Annotated in this window: 12 protein-coding genes and 1 pseudogene; 11 read left to right on the top strand and 2 right to left on the bottom strand. The window is 52.1% G+C overall.

Annotated features, from left to right (window positions below; all coding sequences use genetic code 11):
- Window positions 1–98 precede the first annotated feature (98 nt).
- Complete coding sequence (locus tag V4U84_RS05925) at window positions 99–1,274, top strand: oxalate decarboxylase family bicupin (protein WP_334072535.1); 1,176 nt, start codon at window positions 99–101, stop codon at window positions 1,272–1,274.
- 327 nt (window positions 1,275–1,601) lie between these two features.
- Here the strand turns inward: V4U84_RS05925 and V4U84_RS05920 are convergent, their stop codons facing one another.
- Complete coding sequence (locus V4U84_RS05920) at window positions 1,602–2,084, bottom strand: hypothetical protein (protein ID WP_334072534.1); 483 nt, start codon at window positions 2,082–2,084, stop codon at window positions 1,602–1,604.
- Window positions 2,085–2,308: 224 nt separating this feature from the next.
- On the opposite strand from V4U84_RS05920, the gene V4U84_RS05915 reads away from it, so the two are divergent.
- The 9 genes from V4U84_RS05915 (at window position 2,309) to V4U84_RS05875 (ending at window position 13,545) form a co-directional block, all read left to right on the top strand.
- Window positions 2,309–2,887 (top strand): TMEM175 family protein, encoded by a 579-nt coding sequence (locus V4U84_RS05915; protein ID WP_334072737.1) that lies wholly within the window; start codon window positions 2,309–2,311, stop codon window positions 2,885–2,887.
- A gap of 319 nt (window positions 2,888–3,206) precedes the next feature.
- Complete coding sequence (locus V4U84_RS05910) at window positions 3,207–5,306, top strand: TerD family protein (protein ID WP_334072533.1); 2,100 nt, start codon at window positions 3,207–3,209, stop codon at window positions 5,304–5,306.
- Between the two features lie 329 nt (window positions 5,307–5,635).
- Window positions 5,636–6,745, top strand: a complete 1,110-nt coding sequence (locus V4U84_RS05905; protein WP_334072532.1) for a glycosyl hydrolase — start codon at window positions 5,636–5,638, stop codon at window positions 6,743–6,745.
- Window positions 6,746–6,761: 16 nt separating this feature from the next.
- Window positions 6,762–7,637 (top strand): GGDEF domain-containing protein, encoded by an 876-nt coding sequence (locus tag V4U84_RS05900; protein ID WP_334072531.1) that lies wholly within the window; start codon window positions 6,762–6,764, stop codon window positions 7,635–7,637.
- Between the two features lie 46 nt (window positions 7,638–7,683).
- Window positions 7,684–7,827 (top strand): hypothetical protein, encoded by a 144-nt coding sequence (locus tag V4U84_RS05895; protein ID WP_334072530.1) that lies wholly within the window; start codon window positions 7,684–7,686, stop codon window positions 7,825–7,827.
- Window positions 7,820–9,124: a glycosyltransferase family 2 protein gene (locus tag V4U84_RS05890; RefSeq protein ID WP_334072529.1), complete on the top strand. Its 1,305-nt coding sequence runs from the start codon at window positions 7,820–7,822 to the stop codon at window positions 9,122–9,124. Before V4U84_RS05895 ends, V4U84_RS05890 begins: the two co-directional genes overlap by 8 nt.
- 179 nt (window positions 9,125–9,303) lie before the next feature.
- Window positions 9,304–10,044, top strand: coding sequence for a LytR/AlgR family response regulator transcription factor (locus V4U84_RS05885; RefSeq protein ID WP_334072528.1), 741 nt, complete (start codon window positions 9,304–9,306; stop codon window positions 10,042–10,044).
- A gap of 4 nt (window positions 10,045–10,048) precedes the next feature.
- A complete protein-coding gene (locus V4U84_RS05880) occupies window positions 10,049–11,350 on the top strand; it encodes a GHKL domain-containing protein (RefSeq protein WP_334072527.1) in 1,302 nt (433 codons plus the stop codon).
- Between the two features lie 113 nt (window positions 11,351–11,463).
- On the top strand, window positions 11,464–13,545 hold the full coding sequence (locus V4U84_RS05875; RefSeq protein WP_334072526.1) for a serine hydrolase domain-containing protein: 2,082 nt from the start codon (window positions 11,464–11,466) through the stop codon (window positions 13,543–13,545).
- A gap of 208 nt (window positions 13,546–13,753) precedes the next feature.
- On the opposite strand, the pseudogene V4U84_RS05870 reads toward V4U84_RS05875, so the two are convergent.
- A pseudogene (locus V4U84_RS05870) lies at window positions 13,754–13,858 on the bottom strand (carbon-nitrogen hydrolase family protein); the annotation flags it as partial.
- Between the two features lie 180 nt (window positions 13,859–14,038).
- On the opposite strand from V4U84_RS05870, the gene V4U84_RS05865 reads away from it, so the two are divergent.
- A complete protein-coding gene (locus tag V4U84_RS05865; RefSeq protein ID WP_334072525.1) occupies window positions 14,039–14,944 on the top strand; it encodes an AraC family transcriptional regulator in 906 nt (301 codons plus the stop codon).
- Window positions 14,945–14,962 lie beyond the last annotated feature (18 nt).

The raw sequence follows: 14,962 nt of genomic DNA, 5'->3' as shown, positions 1-14,962 counted from the left end.
ATTTGAAGGCAAGATCTCCTTTTCTTGTCGCGGTGATTGGGAAAAGTCCACTTCGCATAATTTAGATTAGCGGCAAGTAGAGAAGGAGGAGTGATAATGTGGAGAATAACCCGCAACACCAAGCAGTAACGGGACAAATCCCGCAACCGATAAGGAAGGATGGAGCGGGTTGGTGGGACCTCGGTCCGCGTGATATTCTGCGGGACTGTGAGAACCCGGATTTGCTGGTTCCTCCCGTCACGGATGCCGGAACGATCCCCAACCTGAAGTTTTCATTTTCCGATGCGCATATGCAGTTGAATCATGGCGGTTGGTCGCGGGAGGTTACGGTCAGGGAGCTTCCGACGGCAACTACGCTGGCCGGGGTCAATATGGCGCTTACGCCGGGCGGTGTCCGTGAACTGCATTGGCATCAGCAGGCGGAGTGGTCCATCATGCTTGTGGGCCGGGCCCGGATTACTGCGGTCGATCAGAACGGAAGGAACTTTATAGCCGATGTGGGCGTTGGCGACCTGTGGTACTTTCCCCCCGGAGTCCCCCATTCGATTCAAGGGTTGGAAGAAGGCTGCGAGTTTTTGCTCGTTTTTGACGACGGCGGCTTCTCCGACCTCAATACTTTATCGATTTCCGACTGGTTCGCGCATACCCCGGAGGACGTATTGGCTGCGAATTTCGGGGTGCCGGCGAGCGCTTTTGCCCATATTCCAAAAGAACAGCGGTATATTTTCCAGGCGAATGTGCCCGGCTCCCTGGAAAGCCAGCAGGTAGCGGATCCCTATGGAACGGTTCCTTTGACCTTTTCGCATCGACTGCTCGCGCAGAAGCCGATGGTTACTCCGGGGGGGACCGTTCGGATCGTCGATTCAACGAACTTTCCCATCTCGACCCAAATTGCCGCCGCTTTGGTTGAGATCAAGCCGGGCGGTATGCGGGAAATGCACTGGCATCCCAACAATGATGAATGGCAGTATTACATCTCGGGAATGGGACGCATGACGGTGTTTGCGGCGAACGGCACAGCCCGTACGTTTGATTATCGCGCCGGGGATGTGGGATACGTACCGTTCGCCTACGGACACTACATTCAGAACACGGGGAACGAAAGCTTGTGGTTTCTTGAAATGTTTAAGAGCGATCGTTTCGAAGACGTTTCCCTGAATCAATGGATGGCGCTGACGCCTCATCAGTTGGTACAAGACAATCTTAACCTGGGTCCCGAAGCGATGAACGCGTTGCGGAAGCAAAAGTGGCCGGTCGTCAAGTATCCAGGGTGATAGTGCCCCATCAGACAACCTGGATAACATAGAATTCCTGCATATGTGCATGTTTTTTTTCTGTTTGGAACAATAATTTCAAAATTCCTGCAATTCTGCAGGAATTTTTGACGCAATCGGCTCGTTTCTCTAAAATCGCTAGAAATGCCTGCAGATTTGCATCTATTTTCGAATTCTCTCGGGGACTGGCCTAAAATACCTGCAGATTTGCATCTTTTTGGAGTTGGAAGGGTTAGAAAGTGCGCTAGAACATTTTCCACCCGATAATGTCGGCATATTTTTCTATGTATTTCCAGTTACATCGGCTATGTATTCCAGGATTGTAAATCAATACATGAGCTGTACCCGAAGAAAAACGTATGCAATCTGCACCGCCACGGTGGCGGCTGTAATGGCCAGACAGACAGGGAGCCGGCTTTTCTGTCCGGGTGCCAGTGAATTTGAAACGACGGATACCCCTCCCAGTACACCGATGGAGCAACTGATCAGCCCTCCTAAAAGCAAGCCAAATATCGTGAGAATCAGCATAATAGCCGTTGACCAGCCCGGGATATTGTTAAGGGGGATGTAAGGTTTTGCGGAATTCAGATAAAATCCGTCAACCGCCAAATCCACTTTTCCTCCAATTGCAGTCAGGTTCAGGGTTTTGCTCCCGATAACTATAGGTTCATCAATGAGCCGAATCACTGTGCTTCTACTCTTCACCCGACTTTCAACCCCATCCACGGTGATTTTGCATTTAAAGGGCCCTGTTCTAATGCCAATTTCGTGTGGTGAGCCATCGACCATTACGGTCCATGATTTTGCCATTGAATACGACCTCCATGTTTCCTGGTTGGGATAATTTTCAAATCTTAATACTATAGGTATATCGGCAGCTAGAACATTTTTTGAATATAGTTCCAACCAATCCTTTTGTAGGATTCGTGAACAGGTTAAATGCTGAAGTTTTTCTTGACAGGATCGAGGGTGATATGCAAAGTTACTGGTGTCGAATAGTAAAAAAGCGCGAGAAGCGAGAAAGGGGAGCCCCTCTGAAAGCAAACCGGATGGAAGCGTTCAGCGATGGCGTGCTGGCGATCATTATTACGATCATGGTGCTCGAGTTTAAAGTACCGGAAGGCCATAACTGGCATGCGCTTATCGAACTTGGCCCAAAACTTCTTAGCTACATTTTCAGTTTCGTATATGTGGGCATTTACTGGAATAATCATCATCATTTATTGCACATGGTACGAACGATGAACGGGCGGTTGATGTGGCTCAACTTGCTGCTTCTCTTCTGGCTATCCTTTGTGCCGTTCACGACGGCTTGGATGGGGGAAAGCCATTTTGCCGCCACTCCAACGGCGCTGTACGGCATTATTCTGCTGCTGGCGGCGTTCTCGTACCGGCTGCTTCAGCGCACGATTATTAACCAGCATTCGGGCGATTCTTCATTCGTCGCAGTCATGGGCAAAGACTGGAAGGGTAAACTGTCTCCGTTGCTCTACTTGATCGCGGCCTTGACCGCATATCTGAGCCCTTGGATATCCGGCTTCTTTTTCATACTCGTTGCCGTAGTCTGGTTTGTACCGGATAAGCGAATCGAGCATGCCCTGAGAAGCCGTTAATAAAAAGCTCTTCGATGCTCGCGTGCAGGCGGGTTCGAAGCGCTTTTTTTTAGCGCCTTTTTATAAGTCGTAATACTTTCACCCTGTTGGCGCGCCGCAAACTCTGCGAAGATAAGTACATCAAAGCGATCGGGTCACGGACTTCGAACCTTTGAACCTTCAGGCTATCGCGATCCTTCCTTCTAAACTCATTGGCGAAATAGGGTTGCGGCTTTCCTGAAGGATTTCTACCCGGAGAGGAGGCGTCCAGGCTATCATATTCCTTCCTTCTACTTCCCTTAATGAATTTAGGGATATGGCTTTCCTGGACTCTTTGATCATGATAAATACGATTTTGCTGCGAAGAGCGAACAAAGTGATTGTCGAACAAGGACAAGAGGAGAACAGACTTCCTGAAGCTTACTTGGCGACGGTGTTAAAAAATATCGAACATCTCGGGTTCACATTCTCGCATCAGCTAATGCGTACCGTACGTGCGTTATCCAGGGAGCAGTTTGAAGCGTTCTATCATCGGCTGGTAGCCGATTTAAGGGTCATGGTAGGGGCGCATGTGGAATTTAACCCCATGTATCCCGGCTTCCCGATGCAGGTGATGCAGGAGGATGACGTGGAGCTGTATCTGAATGCGATCTATCATTATCTAACTTTGGAATATCCCGAACCTCCCCATGCGGAAAGAACGCCTCTGCTCGATAAGGTCGAACTGAAGGTCATTGATCTTGGAAGCAAAGAAGAGTTTCATACGATGATCCGCCGACTGATCGAAGCCAAGGTCTCCATCTCCGAGACGGACAAACAGGATATCGATACGGCGATTGAAATCGCCGAACCGGATGAGGTGGAGGCATTGCTGCCGGCCGAGATTCCGTTCAAGGAGAATGTCGGATTCGTGGCGGCTTCCTTGATGAAGCATGACAAGGCCAATCTTGGACTGATCGGGCGCTATTTTAAAACCGCCACCGACGTCCTCCGGCTGGCCGTGGCTTGGTCGAATGGTGATGTCAGCTTGGCCGGGGCCACGCGGTTCCGCAAATTTAAACGGTCCGAGCGCCGATTGCTGCTGGGGCTGCTGGAACAATGCGGCCAGATCACGGAGGATATGCTCCGGTTTAAGGAGCGCTGGATCCGCTTGGGCGAAATTTTGCATCCTTCCGAATATAAGCACCGGTTTCGCCGGTGTGAAGAGGCTTTTGATATTTTGCGGAATAACAAGCCTTTCACCACCTTTAACGGAAGCGTTGAGCTCGCCTTCCGGTACCGCAATACCTGGACACTTATTGATTTGTTGACACAGCGCCCCGGCGAACTTGCCAGAAGATTGGATCACTTGATTCGAACGGCCGAAGACCCGGAGTATGTATTGCTGGCGTTTGGCGAGGTCGTGGACCAGGTATCGACCCCGGTACTGCTCCAAGTGAAAAACCATTTTGCCCACCGAAACGAACGGCAGGAGTTGCGCATTTTTTTCCCGAAGGGCATTGTGGCTAAAGCGTTCGCAATCCCTCATACCCTTCCGGAAATCGAGGAGGCCATCCGCCGGGAAGCCGTGCGATTGTGTGAGGAAGCGCTGGTCCGGAGATTCTCCGCGCTCCCACCGTTGGGGAAGGTCTATGTGAATCCCGAATTGAAGAATTATCATGTGCCGTTCTCCCAAAGATCGGCAAGCAAGTCGCTGCGTACGATTGTGCGGGGAAGCCGCCTGCCGATGGCCGACGGAGATACCATTCGTTTCTTCAACTGGTGGAAGGAAGGGAAAGTCGCCGGGAAGCCCACCGGCCGCGTGGATATTGACTTGTCCGCCGTGATGTATGACCGCAACTGGCAGTACGTGGAGCATATTTCTTATACGAATCTGCGTTCCTCTAAATACCGGGCTGTTCATAGTGGAGATATCGTGTCTGCCCCTCAGGGCGCCTGCGAGTTCATTGATCTGCACATCCCTTCCATCGTGGATTATGGAGGACGTTATATTGTTGCCACGCTGCATTCGTTTACGGAACAGCCCTATTGCGATTTGCCGGAATGCTTTGCGGGCTGGATGATGCGTAAAAAACCGGGCTCCGGCGAAATTTTCGAGCCTTCCACCGTGGTGAATAAGATCGATGTCACCGCAGATACGCAGATTGCGATCCCTGTGATTATGGATCTGGTGACCCGTACGGTGATCTGGACGGATCTTTCGTTAACGAGACATCCCCATTACTACAACAATGTCGAAGGAAACCAAAAAGGGATGGTCTTGATGGGCAAAGCCATGACCTCATTGCGGAAGCCCGACCTGCACGACTTATTTCGGCTGCATGCCGAGGCGCGCGGGGAAGGGGTTGACGATCCGAACCGGGCCGACAGCGTATTTTCGGTGGACAAAGGAGTTACTCCCTACGATATCGAGCAAATTATGGCCGAGTATCTGGTTTGAGCAGGAGGAACAAGCAGCGCTCGGCGAAGTTGATGCGGATTCGGAGGATTTAAGTAAACAAAGGCGCACACGAAAAAAGTCTGCAGATTTGCAGGCTTTTTTAATTTGATGTACGCTAATACTTCGATTCTCTCTCTAAAGGTTTGTACAGTTTTTGTACAGAATCGAATGCTACAATGCGCGAGAGGGTGAACGGAGTCCGGTTAATTATCGGTTGCGGTTATGTTGGTTCTATTTTATTGTGGGTAAGAATCTATAGTAGCTATAAATTTGCTGTATAATTAGACCGCTTTACCACACAACATCACGAGTACGGGGGATCGGCAGGAATGGAGGTCAACAGTTTGGATTGGCGAAGCGGGCGTAAATGGTTGTGGGCGGGAGTAGGGCTGCTGCTAAGCGTAACCTTAACCGTAGGGATCGGAGGATGCGCACATGCGGAAGGGAAAGAATCGACCAAGAGCTTTATTGCGAAAAAAATGACCAACCCTAACGGCACACTGGCTACCTACTTACGGGAGGCGGAATCGGCCAACCCCGAGTTGGCGGCCGGACGGGAGGCGCTCTCCGAGTCGCTCGGATTCTGGATGCAGGCGGCGCTAGCCGGTAATGATCGGGCCGCCTTTGAAAAGGGCTTTGAAACGTTAAACCGCTATTTCACGGCGGATCGAAACTACATTGCCTGGAAATTAAGCCCTGAGGGGAATGCGGAAGTGGGCACGAACGCCCTTGGCGACGACTTGCGGATCATTGGGGCCTTGCTGGAAGGAGCCGGGAAGTGGAAGGGCCATCCCGAGTGGAAAACAAAGGCTAAGAGTTTAACGGAAACATTGCTTCTCCACTCCCAAAAAAACGGATACCTTGTGGATTTCTACGATTTCTCCAGAGAGGAAGCTCCCGATACGTTGGCGTTGGCTTATGTGGACTTATCGACGTTAAAGAGGCTTGTGCAAGAAGAGGTGCTGCACGAGGAGACGTACCGTCGATATCATACGCTGCTGCAGGAGATGCCCGATGACGGGGTGTTCTACCCCAAGTCTTACAACGTGGTTACCGGGGAATACACGTATGACGCAAGCGTGAATTTGATCGATCAACTGATGGCAGCTATTCACGCCGGGAAGACGAACAGGGATCAAAGAGCCCTGCATCAATTCCTGAAGCAGAAGTTCAAGCAAACGGGAAAACTGTTTGGACAGTATCGGCGTGCCGAACGGACGGAGGCCGTGAAGTATGAATCCCCTTCGGTTTACGGCCTCGCTATCCAGTTTGCCCTTCAACAAGGGGACCGGCCCTTTGCGGAACAGCTGTACAAACGAATGCTGACCTTGAGGGGACGCGACGCCCGTTATCCCGGCGGATATGTGTATGAGGCCAATACGCATATTTTTGATAATTTGCTGCCCCTCCTAGGGGAGTATGCTCTGAAGAAAAAGTGAGGATTATGAGATGGGCATGAAGAATGAGCGATTAATCCGGCGCATGATCTGGGGATACGTGCTGCTGATCGGTTTAGCGATCGTGGAGGAACTGTTGGTATATGTGAACGTCTTTAGAGACCAGTCTTTTACTTTATCCGAGTTGGTTTTCAGTATAGGGTGCCTTGCGGCTCTGCTGCTGGGGTTTCTGCTTCCGGTCGGGGTGACGGCCGTTTGTATTTTTGTTTATATGGTTGCATATTTGGTCTATTTTACTGCTTACGCCGAGGCGGACGTGCTGTCGTTCTCCTGGCTGTGGCTGCTCCCGGCCAATATGACCGCAGCCGCATTGATCAAAGCCGGTTTGATCCGCAATAAGCGGCTTATGGAGCGGCTTGAGGAGCTGCAGCGCAGGAATCCCGAAGTGGATTTGGATACCTCGCTCGGGAATAAGGAGGCTTTTGCGGCAACGTTGGTCAAACAGTCGAACCTGGCCAGCCGCTATGCGGATACGTACAACTTCTGTCTGGCCATGTTCAAAATCGAGTTTTTGCCGATGGTGCGGGAAGCCCTGGGATCGCAGGGTTATGCCCGGCTGCTCGCTTCTTTGTCCGAAGGTATTCAGAAGCAAATCCGGTATGAGGATTACAAGTTCGCTCTGGATCAAGGAAGGTTTATCGTCTTGCTGCCCATGACCAACCATGCGTCTTTGAAGGCGTTGACGGAACGGATCAAGAAGGCGCTGATGGATACGCCCTTTCAGGACCGGAAAGGCCGGGAGCTGAAGCTGATTATCCGCGCCGGGGCCCTGGTTTTTACGAAGGAGCAGTTCGGGAAGTATGAGCATGCGGACGCGGTGATTTCCGCGCTTGAACGCAATACGGAGACGGATTTGATCGGAGAATACATCTGAACGCATCGCGATTCGTTGAGAGAGATTTACGGCAGGAGGAGAGGAAATGGCATACACCGCCTGGTTTATTCCTTTATGCAAGATTGTCAGCCTGATTTTTGCCCTGGCGGTTTTGGGATTGTTTATAGCAACGCTGGTCTTTCGGGCACGTGTAAATCGAAAATATGACCGGAGGAAAGTCAGTGGCTGATTTATTACTGGTATTATCGATCATAAGCATTTGGGCGGCCGTATTTCAATCGATAATAATTATGTGGGGTGCGGTTCGGTTCATTTTCAGGCAAAGCCGGACGGATTGGACCATCCCCAGCCTGGAGGAAATGGAGCGGTTTCCCACAGTTACCGTGATGGTGCCCGCGCACAATGAGGAATTGGTGATTGCGGCGACGGCGGAAAGTATCCTGCGCTTGAATTATCCAAAGGATAAAGTGCAGTTAATCGTTGTTGCCGATAACTGCAGCGACGATACCGCCGGGAAGTTACAAGCGCTGAAAAGCAAGGAAGCGTTTCGGGACCGGGATTTTGTGATCTTTGAACGGAAGGGAACCGGCGGTAAATCCGGAGCGCTGAATGACGCGCTGGAGTATGCCAAACACGAGTGGATCTGTATCTTTGACGCCGATGCGGCCCCGGAGCGGAACGCGCTATACTTTTTGATCGAAAAGGCGATGGAAGACCCGGAAGGTTACGGGGCGGTCTTTGGACGGAACAAGGCAAGAAACCGCGGGCAGAACCTTCTTTCCAAATTCATCAATCTCGAACTGGTTACGGCCCAGCGGATTTACCATACCGGATTATGGGAGCTGTTCAGGCTCGGGACGATTCCGGGGACGAATTTCATCATCAAAACGGAGCTGATCCGCGAGATCGGCGGTTGGGATACGCAGGCGATCACGGAGGATACGGCCATTTCGTTCGAAATTCTGGAGAGAGGCCAGCTCATCGCGCTGGCGCCCCAAGCGGAAGCGTATCAGCAGGAGCCGGAGCGACTTGGCGTTTATTTGAAGCAGCGGGAGCGCTGGGCCAAAGGGAATTTTTCCGTCGTGATCGGCAACCTCCATCATTTGTTTAACCGGTCAAGCTGGCGCATTAAGCTGCATGTGCTGTACTTTGCGGCGAGTTACTTCTGGTTTTTGCTGGCTGTTATCATATCGGACATCATCATCGTCGTGAATATGATCTACGGTGTAATCGGAATGTTTAAGCCGGGGGTGACGATGCCGTTTCAGTTTGCGGATGATGTGTATGTTTATCTCATGATCGCTTGGGGGTTGATGTACTATCTTTTCGTGCTGCAGATCAATCTTGCGCTGGCGGCCGATATCGGACAAAGTACGACACAAAACTTTATTCTGTCCTGCCTAGCTTATTTCACGTATTCCCAGCTATTCTTGCTGATTTCCCTGCGGGCCTTCTACTCGATGGTCGTCGACAAAGTGACGGGTAGGAAAACCAAGTGGTACAAGACGCAGCGGTTTGAGGGATAAGGGAGCTCCCGCTATTGAAAAAATTGCGCTGCCATGTAATAGAGAGGATGCCGAACATCGCTCGAATTTGTATACATAGATGGTTAGCTCGCTAGAGTTTCTTGTGTCCTGTTGCCTGCCGTGTCGGCGCGGTGTTACGCTATATTACGATTGAATCACCGCAGGAAGGATGATGCCGCATGTACCGGGTAGCCGTATGCGACGACGAAGCCCGTCAGAGGGAACGGGTTCAGCAGATGCTGCTGACCCTGTCGGTCAAGAGCGGCGTCGAATTTGAAACCGTGTTGTTCGAGTCCGGCGAACAATTGATTGCGCATTATGAGAACGGGGAGGACTCCTTCCATATTCTCGTTCTCGATATTGAAATGAACGGATTGAACGGGATTCAAACCGCCCGAAAACTGAGAGAGATGAAGCGGATCAGTGAACAGATCGTGTTCCTGACGAGTTATGCCGAATACATGCTGGAGAGCTTCGATGTCGTCACTTTTCAATATCTGCTCAAGCCGGTCGAACCGGACCTCTTCGAGGAGAAGATGCTGAAGCTGTGCCGCTATTTCGAAGAGCGCGAACCGGACATTCTGATCATCAAGTCGGCTTATGAGGAGATTGTGCTCCGGCAGGAAGATATTATCGCGATCGAAGCCGTCAAAAGTCTGACGGTCAAAAGCAGGCTGAAATTCACGACGGTCCATGCCGTCCACGAGGGCCGGGGGCTGATCTCCGGCTACGCGGCGGCGTTGAAAGAGAACCGTTTTTTACAAATTCACCGCGCCGTTCTGATTAACCTGCTCCACGTGCATAAATTTGCCGGCGGCCAAGTCGTCATGTCGAACGGCATGGAGCTTCCCATCGGGCGGTCCAAGATCAAGGAAGTCAAGGATGCCTGCACAAAATTTATGGTAATGAAGGCGGATTGAGAACATGGGACTCATCATACTGCTGAACCTGGGCATTACGCTGGTCATGGCGGTCCAGGTGAATTTCTACTTCAATTCCGTCTTTGGCAAGGAAAGCGGTAAGCCGACGAAATGGTGGTATGTGATTGCGTTTGTTATTTTGAACATGGTGTATATGACCGTTTATTTTTCTCCGCTCTGGTCCTCGCTGCTGGGACTCGTGATCATCTTCTCTCTGGCCCTGGGATTCGAGGCGGAGCTCAAGCTGAAAATCATGTATTCCGTGCTTTATGCAGTCCTGCTCACGCTGGTGAACTCCATTTCCCTCTATCTGATCGAGCCTTCCGTTGTCGTGACGGCGGACCCTTCGGACTGGACGACAAAACCGGGGCAACGACTGTTTGCCATGAGCTTGCTGCTCAGCTGTACGGCCATGTTTGCCGTCGTTCAGATGATTCGTTTTTTGGCCAAACGCAAAAATTACCCCCTCGATTCCCGTTATTATCTGCTGTTCCTAAGCGTACCGGTCATCAGCATTTATCAGGTGAATGTGCTGACGGCCTACAGCGAGAAAAATATTCACTACTTCCTCTCGGTGTTCTGCTTCATCGTTTTGAACGTGCTGGTCGTCTATATTCTCGATACCGTCATCGCCAAGTTCCAACTGCTCCACGAGAATGCCCAGCTTCAGCAACAGATGGATTATCAGGACGCCAATTATGAAAAAACAGTGCACAGCTTCAAACAAATCAAACGGATTATCCACGATACGAATCAGCAGTTCCTGTACGTAGCGGAATGTATCGCGCGGGGCAGGACGGATGAAGCGAATGAACATATCCGCGTAACATTGAACAAGATTGAAGATGCCTACCACCGGGTGAACACCGGCAATCTGGCCGTCGACGCGCTGGTAACGAACGCGTTGAATATTGGACAGGCCAATGGGATCCGAATCGACACGGAGCTCCGGCTCTATACCCCGAACCTTGGCATCGAACGGTACGATCTGTGCGTGGTGCTGGGCAACATGCTGGATAACGCCATTGAGGCGTCAAAAAAAGTCAAAATCGCCGAGGACCGGTATATTCAGATCCGGGTGCGTTCGACCGAGTCCGCTTTATTCATCCGCATTCGCAATCAGGTGGACCGGGAGGTGTCCGATTTGCGCAGCCGGAAGGCGAATCCGGATTATCACGGCTACGGATTGACGAACATTCAGCGGATTTGCGAAAAATACGGCGGTCATATGACGATTGAAACCGAATCGCAGACGTTCGACAATATGGTCGTTCTTCCCTTAAGTGCGCAGGAATCCCCGGCTTGATGCCGTTTGGGGATTCTTTTTTTCGTTTCAGGGCATTTTCGTCCGTTCGGTTCTTTCTCTTCGTATGATGAAGGCAAGATCTGAATCCGAACAGAAAGAAGGAGAGGCAACTGATGAAGATGTGGAAACGGATGAGTGCGGGAGTGATGGCGGCACTGCTGTTGGCGCTTCCGGTCGCGGAAGAGGCCGCCCGGGCCAGCGGGGGCTCGACGGTAAATGATCCGGCCGAAACCAAGGCCCGCCAAATGGCGGAGGTCCTCGTGGACAGCTATGGCGTGACCGGCGTGCAGTATGCGATCCGGGACGAAGGGAGAGTCGTGCTGTCCGGCGGGCTCGGAGTAACGGAAACGGGGAGCAAGACGCCTGTCGCGAAAGAAGCGATGTTCGGGATCGGCTCGGTCAGCAAAATGTACGTGACCGCCGCGGCGATGATGCTGGCCGACGCCGGCAAGATCCATATCGACAAGCCGCTGACGGAGTATATCTCCGAATTCAAAATGGCTGACGAACGGTATAAGCGGATTACGCCCCGCATGCTGATGAATCACTCGGCGGGATTGTACGGCTCGCACTACAAGAACAGCATGCTGCTGGGAGATAACGATACACAGAACCATGACACCCTGCTCCAAAACCTGCGATCCCAGCGGCTGAAATCCGACCCGGGCGAATACTCCGTTTACGCCAATGACGGGTTTCAATTGTTGGAGATTCTGGTGGAACGAGTGAGCGGGATGAGCTATAGCGAGTTTCTGGCCCGTCATGTCAGCGGGCCTCTGCAACTGACGTCGACGAAGACGCCGCTCGACGACTTCGACCGCGGCCGCTTGTACCCGATCCGCTTCCCCGGGATCGCCGGCGCTCTGCCTCCGGAGAACGCGAATGTGATCGGAACCGGCGGCATTTACTCGACCGCCGAAGAGTTGACTCTGTTCGCGGAAGTGCTGACGGGGGAGAAGCCCGAGCTGCTGTCGGCGGCGTCGGCCTCCGCCATGCAGCAGCCGGAGTACCGCAGAGGCGTCTGGGTCAAAGACGAGACGAACACGTTCGGTTACGGGCTCGGTTGGGACTCGGTCGATCTGGCTCCGTTCGGCGACTACGGCATCAAAGCGGTGACGAAAGGCGGGGACACGCTGATGTACCACTCGGCGCTGGTCGCGCTGCCGGAAGAGAACGTCTCCATAGCTTTGCTTACCTCGGGCGGTTCATCCATCTTCAATACGGCCGCGGCGACGAATATTCTGCTGGCGTACCTGAAGGAGAAAGGGGACATCGCCGATATTCTGCCGGACAAAACTTTCTCTGCACCTGTGAAAAAAGACATGCCGGACCGCCTGCGCGCCTATGCCGGATTGTATGGTACGGTGGGTTCCACGCTTCGGATCACGGTGGAAAACGGAGAAGTGAAGCTGCCCGCGCTGATGGGCTTGATTCCGGAGCAAACGTACGTATACACCGGCGAGGACGAGTTTACGGGTGCGGATGGCCGCACCGTCATCAGCTTCGACGAACAGACGAACGGCCATACGTACATCCGCGTCAAGAGCCATTTGGAGTTTCCGGGCCTTGGGCAGGCCGTCATGGCTTATTACGAGTGTCAGAAGCTGGCCGATAACCCGCTGAACGATGCGGTTTCGGAGACCTGGAAGGAGCGGAACGGAAGGATTTACTACGCGTTGGACGAAAAGATCAATTCGCTGTTCTACCTGTCTCCTGCGGTTCTGACAAAGAAGATTGAGTTTAACGAGAAGGGCGGTTATGCCAACGGGACGAAAATCACGGGCGAAGACCACGCGGTCAACGTCGCCGAAATTCCGGTCATGAACGGGCGCGACGTCTTCGACCTGGAGTTCTTCCGGAAGGACGGCATCGAATACTTGCGGGCCGACGGCCGGACGTATATAAGCGACGCGGCCGTGAAGCCGATCTACGGAGGCGATTCGTCCGCTGTCACGATCCCGGCCGAGGGAGGCGTGCGCTGGTTCAAGATCGACGCCGGGGCGGCAGGCCGGACCATGACGGTCGATCTGCCGCAGCACGCGGGATTCGTCGTTTATGATGCGAAAGGCGCGCCGGTGAGCTTCTCCGCTGCCAGCGGGAGCCGCGCCGCGGTCCTGCCGGAGAACGGCCTGATTGTTTTCGGCGGACAGCCGGGCGATGTGTTGGGAATTACCTTGACGTTGGAATCTAAATAAAATTGTTGTGTACGCAAACAACCCTGATTGCCGCCCTATGGCGGTTTCAGGGTTGTTTGTCCGAATTACCGGGAATTCCTCCCGTTAATAAGTTAGTTTAGTGTGTAAGACTGACAGAGGATTAGATCGGCAGCAGTGCCCCGCTCTCCTTCGCCGCCAACTGCCCGACCATGTCGTGCCATGCCTGCGGCTTGTTTGTCAGTACGGTATACTCCTCGGCGGTTTTAATATAGTGTTCGGATTGTTTCGCGAAATCGTCAAATGATGCACCGGTCTGAAGCTGATATTGTACTGCGGACACTCTGAGTTTCATGATAAAGTTCTTCCTGTTCGGGGTTATCACCTTTGAAGTTTACGGCTTGAGGTATTATCATCGTGCGAAAATATGACAAGTGTACATATAAATGATGCGTGCTTGGAGGAAGTGCAACTCAGATCAAATGTCAAAAGAGCCCATTTTGCTATGATGCTGTTTGAAAGGAGGAAATCTCCCATGTACGAGTGGAATGAAATGGTCCAGCTTATGGTCGACTGGGTGGACGCCAATATCACGGAAACCGCATCTCTCCTGAAAATGTCCGAGCAGTTGGGTTACTCCCCCTATTATTGTTCCAGGCAATTCAACGAGTTGACGGGGATGACGCTGCGGGATTATATCTGGACACGAAAGATCAGCCGTGCCGCCTTGGAGCTCCGCGACACGGACGAACGAGTGCTGGATATTGCCGTAAAGTACGGTTTCTCATCACAGGAGTCTTTTACCAGAGCGTTTGTCAAGGCGTTCCGGGTTACCCCGGCGGCCTACCGTAAGGCACCGCGGCCCATTCCATTGGCCATTCGTCAGGAGGTATTTTCGCCTTATCATTACTATTTAACCAAGGAGCGTGGCAAGATGAGCAACTCACGGGTACAACCGGTGGAGATCAAAGTCGAGTACATTCCGGCGCACAAGTTTATTGGAATTTGGGATTTGTCCGTACAAAATTATGGTTCATTTTGGGAAAACGGTCACAACTGCGATGAGATTGCCGGCGTCCTGGACAGCATGTCCAATCTGGCCCTGCCGGGACAATTGGGCCAAACGGCGGGATGGTTTTACCGCGACGGGCAAAAAGGCTATTTGTACGGAATTCCCGTTTCTATGGATTACAATGGAGCTATTCCGGACGGTATGGAATGCAAAGAGATTCCGGAATCGGAATATCTGGTTTTCTTTCATCCGCCTTTCGATTACCTCAAGGATAACGGCGCCGTCATGGGAGCCGTTGAACATACCGCCTGGAATTTTGACCCAAAGAGCAGAGGATATGAATGGGATGAGGACGTAAAGCAGGATTACCAGCGGCATTTTCCCGAGGGATATGGCTATGCGGTATTGCGCCCAGTAAAAAAGTTGTAAATTAACACGTGACTTTTA

It is taken from the genome of Paenibacillus sanfengchensis (genome assembly GCF_036864765.1).
GTDB classification, from domain to species: domain Bacteria; phylum Bacillota; class Bacilli; order Paenibacillales; family Paenibacillaceae; genus Fontibacillus; species Fontibacillus sanfengchensis.
This window is presented reverse-complemented; position numbering and strand designations above follow the sequence as displayed.